This is a genomic window from Luteimonas kalidii (genome assembly GCF_029887935.1).
Taxonomy (GTDB): domain Bacteria; phylum Pseudomonadota; class Gammaproteobacteria; order Xanthomonadales; family Xanthomonadaceae; genus Luteimonas; species Luteimonas kalidii.
The window spans coordinates 216,525-232,227 of the sequence record NZ_JARXRO010000014.1 but is presented as its reverse complement, the minus strand read 5'-3'; the positions used below and the strand labels follow the sequence as shown (position 1 = coordinate 232,227).

Here is a 15,703-nt window from a genome sequence, read left to right as displayed (position 1 = left end):
TCAGGGCGGCCGGGCAGGCGTGGGGTACGCTGTTGGTCACCGGTGGAAAGTGTCGAAGGAACATTGGAGCACGTCATGACCCGAAGCCAGAAGCTGCTGCATTTGCCCGCCCTCGTGGCACCTCTCATGGTTGGGGCGACGCTTCCGATATCTGCCGTCGAGCCTAATCCGAGGCAGGACGCGACGGTGTATCGTGATGCCACCGATACCCATGTACCCGCCGCCCCCGACCTGCACGCGCTGGACGCCATCTTCGTGGACGTAGACGGCGACGGTGATCTGGATGTGGTGCTGGCGGTCGAACACGGCGAGAACCGCCTCTACCTCAACGACGGCGAGGGGCGGCTGACGTGGAAGCGCGGTGCGCTCGGAACCGCCGCATACGACACCGAGCATGTGCTCAGCGCCGATTTCAACGCCGACGGATACCCCGACCTGATCTTCGTGGCCGAAGACGACCAGTCGCACCAGTTCTTCCTGGGCGGTCGCGGCGGCGAATTTTCCGACGTCACGGATCGTCTCCCGGCGCTGAGCGAGGGCAACGGGTTGGCGGTCGGCGACGTGAACGGTGACGGCCTGCCGGATATCGTGATAGGCAATTCCGGATCCGAGTCTGGCCAAAATTTCCTCTGGTTGAACGATCCGGAGCGGCCGGGGCATTTCATCGACGTGACCGCGACACATCTTCCGGCGGTTGACGACGACACCCAGGACATCGTTCTCGTGGACCTGGACGGTGACGACGACCTGGACATGCTGGTCGCCAACGAGACTCCGCCGAGCAGGCTTCTGCTCAACGATGGTCGAGGCAGGTTTTCGGATGCTTCGGAGCGGCTGCACCTCGTGGCGCCTTTCGAAACACGGCAGATGCACGTGTTCGATGCCAACGGGGACGCGTTGCCGGACATTCTCATGCTCAACCTGACCAGCAACAACCAGGACTGGGACAAGGATCCACAGGTGCGCCTGCTGATCAATGACGGCCAGGGCCGCTTCATTGATGAGACCGTGGACCGGATGCCCTTCAACACGTTCTCGACCTGGGGCGGCACGATCGTGGATTTCAACCATGACGCCGCGCCGGACATCATTGTCGGACCCATCCAGGTCCCCGGTTTCGTGCCGTTGCAGGTCCGCGCCTATGCCAACGACGGCAGCGGCCGCTTTTCCGACGTGACGTCCGCCGTCATCCCGGAGGAGACCATTGGCAGAAGCTGGGGCATGGCCGTAGGCGATCTGGATGGCGACGGTGTGGACGACATCTTCATCGGCGGCTGGGGCACGCAGGCGAGGCTGCTCCTGAGCCGGCCAAAGCCCTGACGCCAACGGGGCTGTCCGTACCTGATAAGGATGGTCCAGGCGAAAAGGTGCCCGGCACCGCCACGAGCTTGGACACTGGCTGTCTTGAGGCTCGGATGACAATTATTGCCGACCCGCCGGGCGTCGATGATCTGCGACTACGTTCCCATGCGCACCTGCACCGTACGAAGGCGGGTCCTGTTCGGATCTCGTCTCCAACGCCTGTGACGCGACATCCGAGAGAGGGCGCCGCCGGCTTCATTGGCTCATGCGCTCAAGAAAGAAAGCTGGAAGCACTTTCAACGTCGGCAAGACCGATGCACTGCCATAGCGTTTCGACTGACCGCTGATTCATCGAAGCGAGCTGCGACTGATTCACGCGCCGCGCGATCGTTGCCTTTGTAGACGACCAGCGGGGTTACGGCTTAGGGATGTTTATCGGGGGTAGGGAAGGGCGGCACTCGACCCAAAGCGGACATCGTCTCAATCAAGCGACCGGCTTCCCAGGCGGAAAGCCGAGAGCGCTATTCGATCAGGCCAGCCACATAGGATCTGTGGCCAGCTTTCCGGTCACCATCAAATCTTCGGGTCATTCACGCCCAGAGAACGGGAGCGATGCTGGGAACCTCAATGACGTCACGTACGCGTGGCAGCTGCTCCAGCACTTCATCGAGCGCAATCTCCCCAACGAAGCCACCTGTACCCTCCGCGGCCTCGCGCCGTTCAATCGCGTGGGCGAAGACGACCGCCGGGTCGGCTTCCAGCTGGTCGTAAAGGCGCTGGAGGTTCGGATAGTCCTGGCGGTCGACGACCCGGTGGTACTCGTTCCAGCGCGCAATCCCGATGAAATAGGCATCGGCAAGCGTGCGCTGCTCACCCAGCAGCCAAGGCCTGTCGCCCAGCATCGCTTCAAGGTCGGCGTGCGCCTTCAGTACCTTGGCGCGGCCGTAGTCGGTCAGCGCCTTCTTCTGCGGGGCGTCGAGATCATGTTCGACTGCGTACCAGAACGGCGAGTAGGCGTCGAAGAGGCTGGTGTTGAGGTACGCCAGCACCTGGTTGAACCGGTCGAACGCCGGCGTCCCCTGCGCGAAGGTGAGCCCGCGATCGAGATCCTGTGCGCCGATGTGGTTGAGGATGGCGAGGCTCTCGCTGATGAAATCGCCTGCAGCGGTGCGCATCGTCGGCGTTTCGCCGACCGCGTTGATGCGCTTGTAGTGTTCGCTGCTGACGATTTCGGGCATCTCGATGCGGCAGAGTTGATAGGGGCGGCCGAGCCATTCCAGGGCGACGATGGACCCGAACGAGCATCCCGAGGGCACGCCATAAAACAGGATGGGAAGCCGGCTGTCGCGGTAGACATTCATCGAGATAGTCCTTTCAGGTGTGATTGATCGACGATCGTGGCCGTCCCGAACAAGGTATTTCCATGGACATTGGCTGTGTAGTGGGCAAATAATGGACTTATCGTCCACGCCTGTAGACATTGTTCGACCCACATGATCAATCTCAACGATCTGGTGCTGTTCGCCGCGGCTGTGGAAAACGGCGGCTTTGCGGCCGCCTCGCGTCGCCTCGGCCTCCCCAAGTCCACGATCAGCAAGCGCGTTGCCGAGCTCGAGGATTCGCTAGCGACGCGCCTGATCCACCGCACTTCGCGCAGCTTCACCCTGACCGAGCTCGGGCGGGATTTCTATGAACATGCACGCGCCGCCCTGATCGAAGCCGAGGCTGCCGAGGCCATTGTCCGTCGGCGCCAGGCCGAACCCAGCGGCACGGTGCGCATCAGTGCATCGGTGCCCGTTGCTCAGCTTGATCTGGCTTCGCAACTGCCGCGCCTGGCCCGTGCGTATCCGAAGCTGCGGGTGGAACTCGACGTCACCGACCGCTTCGTCGACCTGCTGCAGGAGGGCGTGGATATCGCAGTGCGGAGCCATTTCGCGCCGCTACCGGATTCGGGGTTGGTGCAGCGGCAAGTGATGGTGGAACCCATCATCCTCGTGGCCGCGCCCGGGTATATCGACCTGCATGGTTTGCCGCAGTCGCCTGCCGAGCTGCGGGATCATCTGGGCCTGCTCACGGCGCCATCAGCGAGCACATGGCATCTGTCCAGCGCGCACGGCCAGCGTGCGGAAGTCTCGCCGCGGCAGGCGATGGTGGCGAACGAATCCGTGGTGCTCGCCGCCGGCGCCATTGCGGCACTCGGCATCGTCTGCCTGCCTGAGCGGATGTGTCGTGACGCGATCGCCGCCTCGCGACTGGTGCACGTACTGCCGGAGTGGAACGCTGGCACGGTGACGACCACGCTGGTGATGCCGCATCGGCGGGGCCAGCTGCCCGCCGTGCGTGCGACGGTGGAATTTCTCGTCGAGTGCTTCAGGGAATCAGCCTAGCCGGCAAGCCGTCGCATGGGGTGCGCCGCCAGTCCTGACGGGCAGAAGCTAATCGTGGGTATCGCCGGACAGCGGCGTCCTTGTCATTGAGTCGCGCGCCTCGAAGGCATCAAACCACTCGACCAGTCGTGGATGCCCTTCCCGGAAATCAGGCAACTCGCGGAAGGCGATCCAGCTCAAGGCGGTCGCCACGGCAATGTGACCTACGTGGACGGCGCTGCGCTCGTCGATTTCCTGCTCGAGCCAGTCGTAGGTGGTCCGCAGCTTCTCCGCATAGCCTTCGCCTAGTGGCGCATACCGCAACTCGACCGGGCGCCGCACGGTTTCCCAGCGCAGTGCGATGCCGGCGTCGCACAACCCCTGGGCGGCGGCCTGGAGGCGTAGCGCGCGCCAACGCGCTTCTCCCTCATGCGGGATCAGGCGCGGTCCCGCATGCAGCGTGTCCAGGTAGGCGCAGATCACGTCCGAGTCGAAGATCGCATCGCAGTCCGCCCGCAACAGCACCGGGACCTTGCCCAGGGGATTGCGGGCAAACACCGCGGGATTCTTCACGGTCGGGCTGGTTTCCTGGTGAATGACCTCGAGTGCGGCGGCGACGCCGGCCTCATGGGCGAAAACGAGCGCCTTGCGCGCATACGGCGAGTGGGTCTGGTAGAGCAGCTTCATCATGGTCATGGCTGGTGTCGGGTCAGGTGGAAGTGGCGGTGGCGGGGGAGGCGGCATGCCGTTGCGCGTCACGCAACAGGACAGCCATGGCAAGGGTCACCCGGATCGCGGTCGGGACATGCAGGAATTCGTTTGGTCCGTGAGCATTGGATTGGGGGCCCAGTACCCCGGTCACGACGAACTGCGCCTGCGGGAAGCGCTCGCCGAGCATGGAAAGGAACGGGATGCCACCACCCCCGCCTATCGACGCCGGCGGTGACCCGAACGCCGCCATGGAGGCTTCTTCGACACTGCGCTCCAGCCAGGGCGAAGGCGCTGGTGCCAACCAGCCCTTCGATTGCAGATGTGGCTGGAAAACAACATGCGCTCCATACGGCGGATCTGTTTCCAGCAGCGTCTTGAGTGTTTCGGTCGCTGCCAGCGGATCCACGGTGGGCGGTAGGCGCAGACCGATCTTCAGGCTCGTGGCGGGCTGGGTGACCGCGGCGGCTTGCGCAGTCGCTGGAAGGCCGTCGATACCGATGACAGCCAGCTGGGGACGCCAGGCGCGATTGAGGATCAGCTCGGCGACCTGCTCCGACACTGGCCGTACGCCATGGGCCAGGGGCAGCGGCGCGTAGAAGGCCGTGCCCAATGCCCGGGCGGCGCGCTCAGCCTGCAGGCGGCTTGGCTCCGGGATGGGTGCATGGAACGCCTCTGTCACCTCGCCGCTGTCTTCGCATTCCAGGCGTGACAGCAACTGGCGTGCCACGCGGAAGCTCGACGGCACCACGCCGGACCCGTCGCCCGAATGGATGCCCTCATCCAGGACTCGGACTGTCAAGGTGCCGGCGACCTGTCCGCGCAAGGACGTCGTGAGCCAGAGCTGGTCGTAGTTGCCGCAGCCGGCATCGAGTGCGACGACCAGCGCGGGGGTGCCGATGCGTTCGGCAAGGTGTGCGACATAGGCAGGCAGGTCCTCGCTGCCGGATTCTTCGCAGGCCTCGATCAGGATCGTACAGCGCGGTAGCACGATGCCCTGGGCATGCACTGCTCGCAGGGCGGTGATGGCACTGAAGAGCGCGTAGCCGTCATCGGCACCACCTCGCCCGTACAGTCGATCACCCTCCAGCGACGGCACCCACGCCGAACGGCCATGGCTCCACCCTTCCATGGGCGGTTGCTTGTCCAGATGGCCGTAGACCAGCACCGGAACACGCGCATCGCCAGGGACCTCGATGAAGATCACGGGCGTACGCCCACCCAGTCGCACGACTTCGATCGTCACACCGACCATCGTCGCCAACTGTTCGCGCGACCAGTCCACCATGAGGTCGACGGCCTGGTCCATGTATCCGTTCGTCTGCCACTGCGGGTCGAACGCTGGCGATTCGCAGGGAATGGCCATATAGGACATAAGTGCAGGCATGACCTGCGAGGACCATGCGTCCTCGATGAAAGCCTTCATTGCGGTAGATTCCATCGTCGCCTCTTGATCGGAGGTGGAAATGCTAGCCATCGGTCCGCGTCGTTACGCGGCGATTCCGACCGGCGATGCGCTTTTTTTCGGCACGTGGCGCGCAGTATCATTGCCGGATGACGTTGGACCGCTTCGATCGCCAGATTCTCAATCTCCTTCAGGAGGACGCGGTCCAGACGGCTGAGCGCCTGGCCGAACAGGTGGCCCTGTCGCCGTCGGCTGTCCAGCGCCGGGTGCGCCGGCTGCGCGAGTCAGGGGTGATCGTCCGCGACATTTCGGTGGTCGACCCCAAGTACGTTGGGCGGCCGACCTCGTTCATCGTCGCTGTCCAGGTGGAGCGCGAACGCCCCGAACTGCTGGCGCAGTTCAGGGCCTGGCTCGCCGCGCAGACGCACATCCAGCAGGCGTTCTACGTGACGGGAGAAGCCGACTTCATCCTCGTGATCACCGCGCCCGACACGGAAACCTATGACGCACTGATGGCACGCATGGTGGGTGAGAACGCCAACGTCAAGCGTTTCACCACCAATGTCGCGCTGAGCCTGGTGAAGCGCGGCCTGACCATCCCGGTCCCCGCCGAACCGGCTGACTAGCAGACCGTCGGGGCGAGGTCGGGTCTTCGGTGGGATTTACCTGTCCCTGCCTGTGGATCAGCTGAAAAACCGCGCCACGCACTCGGTTTTCGCCCGAAATGGATCAAGGTGCGTCGACATACTGTCGGCATGAAAGCAGCACCATTCCCGCCATCGCAACGTGACTTGAATCCTGGCGAGATTCTGGACGGCTACCAGGCCACGTCTCTCCTGGAGATTCCCGAACTGGCGAAGGCCACCGGGGTAGCCAGAGTCTTCATAAAGAACGAAGCCGAGCGCCCGCTGGGCAACTTCAAGGTGCTGGGCGGCATCACCGCGGCATTCCAGGCAATGAAGCGACGTGTAGCCGCCTCCTCGACCTCCGGTGGCTGTCCGGTGCCATTGCCGCACCTGGTATGCGCAAGCGATGGCAATCACGGCCTGGCGGTCGCGTCAGCTGCGCAGCGATTAGGCGTGTTGGCCACCGTCTACCTGCCTGCGCTTGCGAGCCTGGTCCGGGTAAAGCGGATCCAGGCCGTCGGCGCCCGGGTGGTCCTGGTCGAAGGCACGTACGACGATGCGGTGATCGCTGCCAGGACAGCGGCAGAGCACGGAGGCGGGCTGCTGATCTCCGACACCACTTCGGATCCACTCGATCCGGTGGTGCGGGACGTGATGGCCGGGTATGGACGGATTACGGACGAACTTGCAGCGCAGTTCGAGGCCTTGGGCCATATCCGTCCGACCCATGCGTTCGTGCAGGCGGGAGTGGGTGGATTGGCAGCGGCGGTCGCCGTCGGCCTGCGTCCTGTCATGGCGGAGCCCGCCCGCCTCGTTGTCGTCGAGCCAGGCAATGCGGCTTGTGTTGCCCGGGCACTGCAGCAGGGGCGGCCAGTGCGAATAGAAGGCTCGCTTGAAACAACGGCCGAGATGCTGTCCTGCGGTGTCGCCTCCGTGCCGGCAGTGAAAATTCTCCTGGAGCATCGTGCCCAATCGCTGTTGCTGGACGAAGCCCAGCTTGAATCGGGTCGAGTTGACTTGCAGGCCTTCGCCGCACTCGCATCGACGCCGTCCGGCGCGGCCGGTCTAGCCGGCTTCCTGGTGGCATCGGCAGACCCCGAGAAGCGCCAGGAGTATGGGCTCAACGCAGACAGCGTCGTGCTGATGTGCAACACCGAGGCTGCGGTCGAAGAAACATGACCCGCGACTGTTCGGCGTTGGCTTCGGCTTGCCAACTCAATAACATAATAGGCATTATGCGAAGTGTAGGATCAGGCGGATCCTTCGCGTAGCCCGGCCCTGCACTCACCCGATCGTCCGGTTTTGGCGCACGATGTGCGCCGGAGCCGTCGCAGGGAGCACGCGCCATGGACGCTTTCGGAGCCGGGACACGGATGACGCCAGTGCGCCCGTCTCGGCGACGCACCGCATTCCAGCTGGCGGCACTGCTGCTGTGTCTGCTCCCTTGCACCACAACGGCCGCAGCGCCTGAAGGCACATCGTGCCGGCCCCGCGACGGCGACACGGCGCGTCCGAGTGTCGGGCTGGCGCTCGGCGGTGGCGGCGCGCGCGGCATCGCCCACATCAGCGTGCTGCGCAAGCTCGAGGAGCTGGGCATTCCGGTCGATTGCATCGCCGGGACCAGCATGGGCGCGCTGGTGGGCGGCATGTACGCCGTCGGAATGCCGGTCGCGGAACTCGAACAGGTCGTGCTGGAGACCGACTGGAAGCAGATGTTCGATGACTCCATCGAGCGCAGGGACCGCAGTTTCCGCCGCAAGCAGGACGATCGCGACGGCGTGGCCACGATCGGGGTCGGCATCCACGAAGGCAGGCTGAGGATTTCCCCGGGCGTGCTCCAGGGCGAGCGCATCGTGTCGATGTTCGAGCAGAAGACGATGGGCGTGAGCGGGATCGACGACTTCGACCAGCTGCCGATCCCGTTCCGTGCGATCGCGACCGACCTCAACAGCGGCCGGCCCGTGGAACTGGCGTCGGGCAACCTGGGCACGGCGATGCGCGCGTCGATGTCGCTGCCGGGCATCTTCCAGCCGGTGGAGATCGACGGCCTGGTCCTGATCGACGGAGGGGTCGCCGAACAGGTGCCGATCGACACGGTGCGGCGCATGGGTGCGGACATCGTCATCGCCGTCGACGTGGGCACGCCGATGGCGTCGCTCGATGCGGATGCCAGCGTGCTGCAGGTGATCTCGCAGCTGACCGGCATGCTGACGGTCGGCAACACCCGCGCGTCGACTGCCCGGATCACGGAACGCGACGTGCTGATCGTCCCAGAACTGGGCAGCGACGTGACCACCGGCGATTTCGCCAAGGCCGCCGAAGCCCTGCGCATCGGCACCATCGCCGCGGACGCCGCGGCGCCGCGACTCGCCGCCCTGCCCCGCTTCCGTTCCGCGCCGCCGGTGCCGGTGCTCGATCCCCACCCGGTCGTCGAGTTCGTGCGACTGGAGAACGACAGCCGCTATGCCGACGAAGTGCTGACCGACCTCATCGAAGTTCCGCTCGGACAACCCGTCGATGCCGTCGCCCTCGAACAGGCGACCCTGCGCGCCTACAGCCTGGGCACCTTCGCCAGCGTGACCTACAAGGTGGTCCGGGAGGACGGGCGCACCGGCGTGGTGCTGCAGGCAAAGGAAAAGTCGCAAGGTCCCAACTACTTGCAGGCCGGGTTCCGGATGGAAACCGACTTCAGCGGAACCTACGAGACCAGCCTGCGGCTGGCGCTGCTGCGTTCGCCGGTCACGCCCAATGGCGCCGAAGCGCGCGTCCTGCTGGGCCTCGGCAGCGAACCCGAACTCCAGGGCGAGTACTACCACCCGTTCGATCCGCAGGCCAGGTACTACTTCCTGGGGCGCCTTGGCATCCGGAACAGTTCCATGCCGGCGTTCGATCCCGACGGCAACCGCATCGCCACCTACGACGCCTTCGTCCGTGGCGGCAGGTTCGGCCTGGGGCGGACGTTCGGACTGGTCGGCGCCGTGGAGGCGGGCCTGGAACGCACCAGTGGCAGTGCGAAGATCGAGGTCGGCGATCCGACGCTGCCGGACGTGGACGTCGGCTCGGGCGCGTGGTACGCGAAGGCCACGCTCGACCGCGTGGACAGCCTGTATTTCCCGCGCGACGGCTACATGGGGCGCCTCGGCTACCGCGCGACCACCGGCTGGCTCGGTGGCGACGCGGACTTTGAGGAAATCGGCCTGGACCTGCTGGGCGCACGCTCGTTCGGACGCCATGCCCTGCAGCTGGGCGCTGGCTACTACAGCACCGTGTCCGGCACCCTGCCCCTCTCCGAGCGTTACCGGATGGGAGGGCGCGGACGCCTGGTGGGTTTCCACTACAACGAACTGACCGGCCAGAACTACGCGGTGGTGATGGTCGGTTACTCGTTCCAGCTCGCCGCGTTCATGCGCCGCTCGATGGTGGTCGGTGCAACGCTCGAGTACGGCAACGCGTGGGAGGATCGCAGCGACATGCGCTGGTCTGACGGAATCGTCAACGGCAGCGCCTATCTGGGTTTCGACTCCTGGATCGGTCCGATGCTGTTCGGCTACGGCATGCGTGAGGGCGGGAATGGCGTGCTGTTCCTGGAGATCGGAAAGCCGTTCTAGCGAGACCGGGGCGACCCGGGTTCGCGCGCGGCCGAACCCATGCTCGATGACCCCGCGCGATCACCGATCCGACCTGCGGAACGTGGGCTGCGTCGCACTCCGCGACGCCTCGCTGACCTACTGGCGCTGGAGCGAGGAGAGGCGCAATATGCGGCCGAAAACCGCTGCATGTGGTTCCTGCGGTGGTACGCGCAATGGATGGTGTGGAGTATGGCCACGGCGGCCCTGCGCAGAGGGTTTGCCTTCACGCAACGCTCACGTTTCGCGCACGTAGAGGAAGGACATCATGGACCGTCACTTTCGCCCCTTCGCCGTTTTTTTCCTGTGGCTGCTGTGTGCCTCCGGGGCCGTCGCCCTGGCGGCTCCACCCACCGCCATCGACGCGCGCCCCTTCCCGCGCCACTACACTTCGGCTGGCACGGACTTCACGTTCTACCAGCCGCAGATGGACAGCTGGCAGGACCACCAGCAGCTCGAGGGCCGCTTCGCGATGTCGGTGAAGACCGGAACCCACCAGGGCGCCGACGGCAAGCGCGTCGACGCGCTGGATTACGGCGTGGTCTGGTTCACGGCGAGCACCGAGGTCGACAAGACGTCCCGCGAAGTGCTGCTGCGCGAAGTCAGGTTCGATCGCGCCAGCTTCCCCACCTCCGGCGGCAAGCAGGCGCATTACCTCGGCCTGGCGCGCGGCGTCATCAAGGACGGCGCCAGCTTCACCCTCGACCTCGACCAGCTGGAATCGGCGCTGGCCGTCACCGAAGCCGATGCCAGGGCGGCCTCGCATCCGGTGAGGAACGATCCTCCCGAGATCCTGATCGCGTTCGGCCCTGCCCTGCTGATCCTGGTCGACGGCGACCCTTCGCTAAAACCCGCCGGTGGCGGCGTGCAGCGGATCATCAACAGCCGGTCTCTGTTGCTGCAACACGGCGGCCGCTACTACACGCGCTTCGCCGGACACTGGGCCTCTGCCACCACGCTGTCCGGGCCGTGGACCGAAGCGAAGTCGGTGGACGCCGCCCTGAGCGCGGCCGCCGACCAGGCCGTCGGGCAGAAGCTGGTCGACACCCTCGACACGCCCCCGGATTCGCTGAAGCAGGCCCTGGCCGCCGGCAAGTTCCCGGAGATCCATGTGCGTACGCGCGCGGCCGAACTGATCGTGGTGGATGGGGATCCGCAGTTCGCCGCCCTCCCCGGCACCCAGCTCAGCTACATCGCCAACACCAGCGCCGACGTCATCGTCGACGGCGCCGACGACCACGCCTGGTACGTGCTGGTGTCCGGGCGCTGGTTCACCGCCCCGGGCAGCAAGGGTCCGTGGCGCCACGTCGCGTCGGACAAACTGCCGGCCGACTTCGCCAGGATTCCGCCGGACAGTCCCAAGAGCGGCGTGCTGGCTTCGATCGCCGGCACGCCCGAGGCGCACGAGGCGGTGATCGCCAACGGCATCCCGCAGACCGCCACCGTGCATCGCAGCCAGGCGAGCCTGCAGGTGCCCTATGACGGGGCGCCGCAGTTCAAGCCGATCGCCGGCACGTCGCTGCAGTACGCGGCGAATACGCCGGTGCCGGTCATACGCGTTTCGGCGGACGGGTTCTACGCGGTGGACAAGGGCATCTGGTTCACCGCCGCGGCAGCGACCGGGCCATGGACGGTGGCGACCAGCGTGCCCGCGGCGATCTACGGCATCCCGACCAGTTCGCCGCTGCACTACGTGACCTACGTGCGCATCTACGGCAGCGACGGCGACGACGTCTACGTCGGCTATACGCCGGGCTATTACGGCACCGTGGTCAGCAATGAGGTGGTCGTGTACGGCACCGGCTATGCCTGCACGCCCTGGATCGGCGCGTATTGGTATGGCTGCCCCGCCACCTACGGCATGGGCGTCTTCTTCGGCTGGAGCGCCTGGGCGGGGTGGACCTTCGGTTTCGGCTGGGGCTGGTACGACCCGTGGTACGGACCTTACGGCCCGTGGTGGGGTCCGTGGTGGGGACCGGCTTATCCATATGGCTGGTGGGGCGGCGGCGCGGCGGCGTGGAATGTCTACGGCCACTGGGGCAACCGCGTGATCAGCGGAACCGGTGCGGCCTGGGCCGATCCGTGGACCGGCAACTACGGGCGCGGCTATCGCGGCAGCTATTACAACCAGCGCACCGGCGGCCAGGGCGCGGGACGCGGGTTCGTCAACACCAATGCCTATACCGGCACCACCACCGCCGGCGCGCAGGGCATCCGCTACAACCCGCAGACCGGCCGCGTGGTCGCCGCTGAGGGAGGCGCGGCGGTCAATCCGTACACCGACCGGGCCGCGGCGGCGGGCGACCGCACCGTGGTCAATACCAACACCGGCCGCGTGACGCGCGAAGCCGGAGCCGCGGCGGCGGGACAGCACGGCGGCGCAGGCGTCGGCGCGTTCGCCAGCGATGGACGCTACGTCGACGCCCGAGGTGCCGGCGGCGTCCGCTACGACACCGATACCGGCCAGTTGCACCACGGCGGCATCGTCGAGGTCAACGACAACATCTACGCCGGCCACGACGGCCAGGTCTATCGCTACGACGACGGCCAGTGGAGCCAGGTGCACCGCCAGGGCAACGTCAGCGGCCAGACCCGCGACCAGCTGGTCCGCGACCAGGCGGCGCGGCACGACGGCTACGATCGCCTCGGCAACCGTGGCGGCGGCGTGCAGCGCCCCACTGGGCAGTACCAGCGGCCTGCGGGCGGATTCAACCGTCCGGCCGGAGGGTTCCGGCGGGGGTTGGGTGCACCACGGATGGGCGGTTTCCGGCGCTAGAGGGTCGCCCCAGCGCGAATCGCGGGAGCCATGTCCGCGTCGTTACCAAGGAGGATTCGCCATGCAACTGCGTACTGCCTTGCTGGTGACCGGTCTGGTCCTGCTAGGGGGGGCTCGCGCGACGATGCGCCCGCCGATCCCGCACCGGTCGCCACGCCCACGACTTCGCCTGCCACGCTCCCGGATTCAGCGCCAGGGCAGGAACAGGTGTTCAGCCGGGAAGAACTCGACCAGATGGTCGCGTCCATCGCGCTGCATCCGGACCCGCTGCTGGCCCAGGTGCTGATGGCGGCCACCTATCCGGGAAACGTCGCCGATGCGGTCGCCTGGTCCAGAGCTCACCCGGACGCCAAGGGAACGATGCCGTGTGCCTGGTCGCCGACCAGCGCTGGAGGACTGCCGTTGCCACTGCGCCCTGCATGAAGTTTCAACAGCACCATGCCCAGGAGGCGTGGTAGCCGGCCCCCGTGATGGATGGCAGTGCCTCCCGCCACATGAAACGCGGAGACCTCCTGTCGTCCCATCGGACACGTCACACATGCGGTGGAGCTGGCGGCACGACGGCCTCAGTTCGCCGGCGCGCTGCCCGGCGGAAACCCGTCGAACATCTCGGTCAGGCCCGCATCCACCGCGACATCGACTTTCTCGGGAGAACTGGGCGCAGTGCCGCTGGCGGTGCCACGCCAGACCGCCTGCTTCGTCTTCGCGTCGAACAGGTCGACGATCAGGGTGCCGACGGTGTAGTTGTGCACGGTCGTGGTCGAACTGCCCATGCCCATGCCGCCGTACCAGCCTGCACGCCCCCATCCCCAGCCGCCGTAGGCCGGGCCGGAGTACATGGTGTCCAGCGTCTGCTTCTGTTCGGTGGAGACATGCGCGACCACTGCCACGTCGCCTTCCGCGGCCTGCGTCCAGCCCTTGGCGGCGAGCCTGGCGTCGATGCCCTCGACGATGCGCTGGGACACCAGCGGGGACACGCCTTCGGGCTTGCCGAGCCAGGAATAGGTCCGGTAGCTGCTGAAGTTGGCCTGGGGATCGTGGTCGACATGCACGGTCGGCGTGCTGGCACAGCCCGCCAGCAGGACCAGCGCACATGCGCCGGAGATTGAGGATTTCATGATGACCTCTCCAACTCGTTCGGGGCCGGCCGTTTCGATTGTGGACGCACGCCGGTGGCCGCAGGCCCGTCGTGCCCCGGTCGGATTCACGGATCCGTGAACACCTGTTCCCAGTCGTCCCTGATGCTGACAACGTGCCATCCGCCCGCCTCGGCGGCTGCGAGCGAAGCACCGTCGTCTTCCTGGTAGGCGAACTCGCGTTCGGCGTCGTCGTGATTGACCAGCAGCTGGAACGATGGATGGGGAGACGCTTGCGAATACATCAGCTGCGGCACGTCGCCGCCGCTGCGCACGTTGCCTGCGACGAAGACGGGCACCTTGCCCGCATGCGCCAGCAGGCCCGCCACCTTGCCTTCATGGTCGTTGACCACCCCGGTGCGAACCGACTTGAGCACCTCGACCTTGCCGTCCACGAGCTCGACGTCGTAGCTGCCGCTGGAGCCGATCACCTGCTCGGGTGGAATGCCGTAGAACTCGCTGGAGATCGGCCGCATGAAGTCGATGCCGCCTCCGCTGCCGATCCAGGTCTGGAAACCGTTGGCGCGCAGGTACTGCAGCAACTCGATCATCGGCTTGTAGGTCGTCTGCCGGTAAGGCACGTCGAGCGTCGGGTGACGGGCGCTGGCGAAGAAGGCGTCGACTTCGCTCGCGTAGGTGTCCGGCGACATGCCGCTCGAGACCAGCGCCAGGAGCGCCATCGCGTGCTTTTCGCCATCCTTGCCCTGGAAGAACGCGAGATTCTTCGCGGCCAGGGCCTTGACGGCGGGGTCCGACGCCACGTCCGGGTCGCGCTTCGCAGCCTCGGCGACACGTGCACCCACGAACTCCAGTTGCACGATCGGCTGCTCGGCCCAGAGCGTGCCGTCGTTGTCGAAGATCGCGAAGCGGGCCTCGGGTGGCACATGGCCCGGGCCTCCATCGACGACCGCGGCGCTCACGTAATCGATGATCGCCTGTTTGTTGGCCCCGTCGCGCCACGACGGCAAGGGGTCCACCGAGGCCGGTTCGGCCTGCGCAGGTGCGTCCCCCGCCTGCGTCGCCACGGCCTGCGCCGCCAGCGGAGCATCGGCCTGTTGCCGACAGGCGACCGCCGACGAGAGCAGCACGCAAGCCAGCAGCAGGCGGGCGACCGCGTCGCGACGTGGCTCGGACCGATTCATCGTGCTCCTCCTCGCATTGCCGGTGACGCTCCGAAGGTGTGCTTGTGTGCCCGCCTGCGGCGCCCGTATCGCCCGTCCGGCACGAAGCGCCGGTCGCGCCCGTCGTCACCGGGGCGGATTCACCACGACGTACTGCACCGTGGTACCGGCATACTGGGGCTGGTACCAGGTCGATCCGCACTGCTGGTAGGCGATCCCGTTGACCACCACCGTGCCGCAGCTGGGCGGCACCGAATACACGATCGACCCGATCACGGCCGAGGTCACGGCCACGGTGGCGGTGACCGCGGCGGCGGTGGCGACCGGGTGGTCCCAGTAGTCGTGGTGGCAGCAGCCGCGATCGTCGATGTCGACGTCCACGTTCACGTTACGGTTGACGTTGCGGTTGCGATCGACGTTGCGATTGCTGTTGATGTTGCGGTTGGCGCTGGCGTTGCGGTTCACGTTGCCGGCCCTCGGCTTGGCCGCGCGGTTGACGTTGCCGCTCGCGGAGGCACGTACACCGGCGCCTCCCCGCTTGGCCGCCTCGGCGTCGGACAGGCCGATGGCGAGGGGCATGCAGGCGATGACCGCGGCGGAACCGACGGCCAGCAGGGTCCTGGACAGGACGGTCATC

General features: G+C 66.3%; 13 protein-coding genes. 7 read left to right on the top strand and 6 right to left on the bottom strand.

The genetic code is table 11. The annotated features are described in order from the left end of the window. Positions 1-75: 75 nt before the first annotated feature. Positions 76-1,320: an FG-GAP repeat domain-containing protein gene (locus QFW81_RS06575; protein ID WP_280577870.1), complete on the top strand. Its 1,245-nt coding sequence runs from the start codon at positions 76-78 to the stop codon at positions 1,318-1,320. Between the two features lie 572 nt (positions 1,321-1,892). Here the strand turns inward: QFW81_RS06575 and QFW81_RS06570 are convergent. After that, positions 1,893-2,663 (bottom strand): glutathione S-transferase family protein, encoded by a 771-nt coding sequence (locus tag QFW81_RS06570; RefSeq protein ID WP_280577869.1) that lies wholly within the window; start codon positions 2,661-2,663, stop codon positions 1,893-1,895. 132 nt (positions 2,664-2,795) lie between these two features. On the opposite strand from QFW81_RS06570, the gene QFW81_RS06565 reads away from it, so the two are divergent. Continuing rightward, a complete protein-coding gene (locus QFW81_RS06565) occupies positions 2,796-3,689 on the top strand; it encodes a LysR substrate-binding domain-containing protein (RefSeq protein WP_280577868.1) in 894 nt (297 codons plus the stop codon). Positions 3,690-3,737: 48 nt separating this feature from the next. On the opposite strand, the gene QFW81_RS06560 is transcribed toward QFW81_RS06565, so the two are convergent. Both QFW81_RS06560 and QFW81_RS06555 read right to left on the bottom strand, forming a co-directional pair. After that, positions 3,738-4,364 carry a glutathione S-transferase family protein gene (locus QFW81_RS06560; protein WP_280577866.1) on the bottom strand — a complete coding sequence of 209 codons (627 nt, stop codon included), beginning with the start codon at positions 4,362-4,364 and terminating at the stop codon, positions 3,738-3,740. A gap of 13 nt (positions 4,365-4,377) precedes the next feature. Next, entirely contained in the window at positions 4,378-5,802 is a 1,425-nt protein-coding gene (locus tag QFW81_RS06555; RefSeq protein ID WP_331488043.1) for a M20/M25/M40 family metallo-hydrolase, read from the bottom strand. A gap of 86 nt (positions 5,803-5,888) precedes the next feature. On the opposite strand from QFW81_RS06555, the gene QFW81_RS06550 reads away from it, so the two are divergent. From QFW81_RS06550 to QFW81_RS06530, 5 genes are all read left to right on the top strand, one after another. Then, positions 5,889-6,407 carry an Lrp/AsnC family transcriptional regulator gene (locus QFW81_RS06550; protein WP_280577865.1) on the top strand — a complete coding sequence of 173 codons (519 nt, stop codon included), beginning with the start codon at positions 5,889-5,891 and terminating at the stop codon, positions 6,405-6,407. A 129-nt stretch (positions 6,408-6,536) separates the two neighbouring features. After that, entirely contained in the window at positions 6,537-7,586 is a 1,050-nt protein-coding gene (locus tag QFW81_RS06545) for a pyridoxal-phosphate dependent enzyme (RefSeq protein ID WP_280577863.1), read from the top strand. Positions 7,587-7,753: 167 nt separating this feature from the next. Beyond that, positions 7,754-10,015: a patatin-like phospholipase family protein gene (locus tag QFW81_RS06540; RefSeq protein ID WP_331488042.1), complete on the top strand. Its 2,262-nt coding sequence runs from the start codon at positions 7,754-7,756 to the stop codon at positions 10,013-10,015. 286 nt (positions 10,016-10,301) lie between these two features. Continuing rightward, on the top strand, positions 10,302-12,809 hold the full coding sequence (locus tag QFW81_RS06535; protein ID WP_280577861.1) for an RHS repeat domain-containing protein: 2,508 nt from the start codon (positions 10,302-10,304) through the stop codon (positions 12,807-12,809). Positions 12,810-13,016: 207 nt separating this feature from the next. Beyond that, the gene (locus QFW81_RS06530) at positions 13,017-13,232 is read left to right on the top strand and encodes a DUF3300 domain-containing protein (RefSeq protein ID WP_280577860.1); all 216 of its coding nucleotides are present in this window, start codon (positions 13,017-13,019) and stop codon (positions 13,230-13,232) included. 143 nt (positions 13,233-13,375) lie between these two features. Here QFW81_RS06530 and QFW81_RS06525 read toward each other — a convergent pair whose 3' ends face one another. From QFW81_RS06525 to QFW81_RS06515, 3 genes are all read right to left on the bottom strand, one after another. Beyond that, entirely contained in the window at positions 13,376-13,927 is a 552-nt protein-coding gene (locus tag QFW81_RS06525; RefSeq protein ID WP_280577859.1) for a DUF4136 domain-containing protein, read from the bottom strand. Between the two features lie 86 nt (positions 13,928-14,013). Further along, the gene (locus QFW81_RS06520) at positions 14,014-15,087 is read right to left on the bottom strand and encodes an HAD family hydrolase (RefSeq protein ID WP_280577858.1); all 1,074 of its coding nucleotides are present in this window, start codon (positions 15,085-15,087) and stop codon (positions 14,014-14,016) included. A 105-nt stretch (positions 15,088-15,192) separates the two neighbouring features. Next, a complete protein-coding gene (locus QFW81_RS06515) occupies positions 15,193-15,702 on the bottom strand; it encodes a hypothetical protein (RefSeq protein WP_280577857.1) in 510 nt (169 codons plus the stop codon). Between the last annotated feature and the right edge of the window lies 1 nt (position 15,703).

Excerpts from the sequence above, each read along its gene's own strand:
- QFW81_RS06515 (WP_280577857.1), bottom strand. The coding sequence starts at position 15,702 with ATGACCGTCCTGTCCAGGACCCTGCTGGCCGTCGGTTCCGCCGCGGTC.
- QFW81_RS06540 (WP_331488042.1), top strand. The coding sequence starts at position 7,754 with ATGGACGCTTTCGGAGCCGGGACACGGATGACGCCAGTGCGCCCGTCT.
- QFW81_RS06560 (WP_280577866.1), bottom strand. The coding sequence starts at position 4,364 with ATGACCATGATGAAGCTGCTCTACCAGACCCACTCGCCGTATGCGCGC.
- QFW81_RS06550 (WP_280577865.1), top strand. The coding sequence starts at position 5,889 with ATGCGCTTTTTTTCGGCACGTGGCGCGCAGTATCATTGCCGGATGACG.
- QFW81_RS06545 (WP_280577863.1), top strand. The coding sequence starts at position 6,537 with ATGAAAGCAGCACCATTCCCGCCATCGCAACGTGACTTGAATCCTGGC.
- QFW81_RS06555 (WP_331488043.1), bottom strand. The coding sequence starts at position 5,802 with ATGAAGGCTTTCATCGAGGACGCATGGTCCTCGCAGGTCATGCCTGCA.
- QFW81_RS06570 (WP_280577869.1), bottom strand. The coding sequence starts at position 2,663 with ATGAATGTCTACCGCGACAGCCGGCTTCCCATCCTGTTTTATGGCGTG.
- QFW81_RS06535 (WP_280577861.1), top strand. The coding sequence starts at position 10,302 with ATGGACCGTCACTTTCGCCCCTTCGCCGTTTTTTTCCTGTGGCTGCTG.
- QFW81_RS06565 (WP_280577868.1), top strand. The coding sequence starts at position 2,796 with ATGATCAATCTCAACGATCTGGTGCTGTTCGCCGCGGCTGTGGAAAAC.
- QFW81_RS06575 (WP_280577870.1), top strand. The coding sequence starts at position 76 with ATGACCCGAAGCCAGAAGCTGCTGCATTTGCCCGCCCTCGTGGCACCT.
- QFW81_RS06520 (WP_280577858.1), bottom strand. The coding sequence starts at position 15,087 with ATGAATCGGTCCGAGCCACGTCGCGACGCGGTCGCCCGCCTGCTGCTG.
- QFW81_RS06525 (WP_280577859.1), bottom strand. The coding sequence starts at position 13,927 with ATGAAATCCTCAATCTCCGGCGCATGTGCGCTGGTCCTGCTGGCGGGC.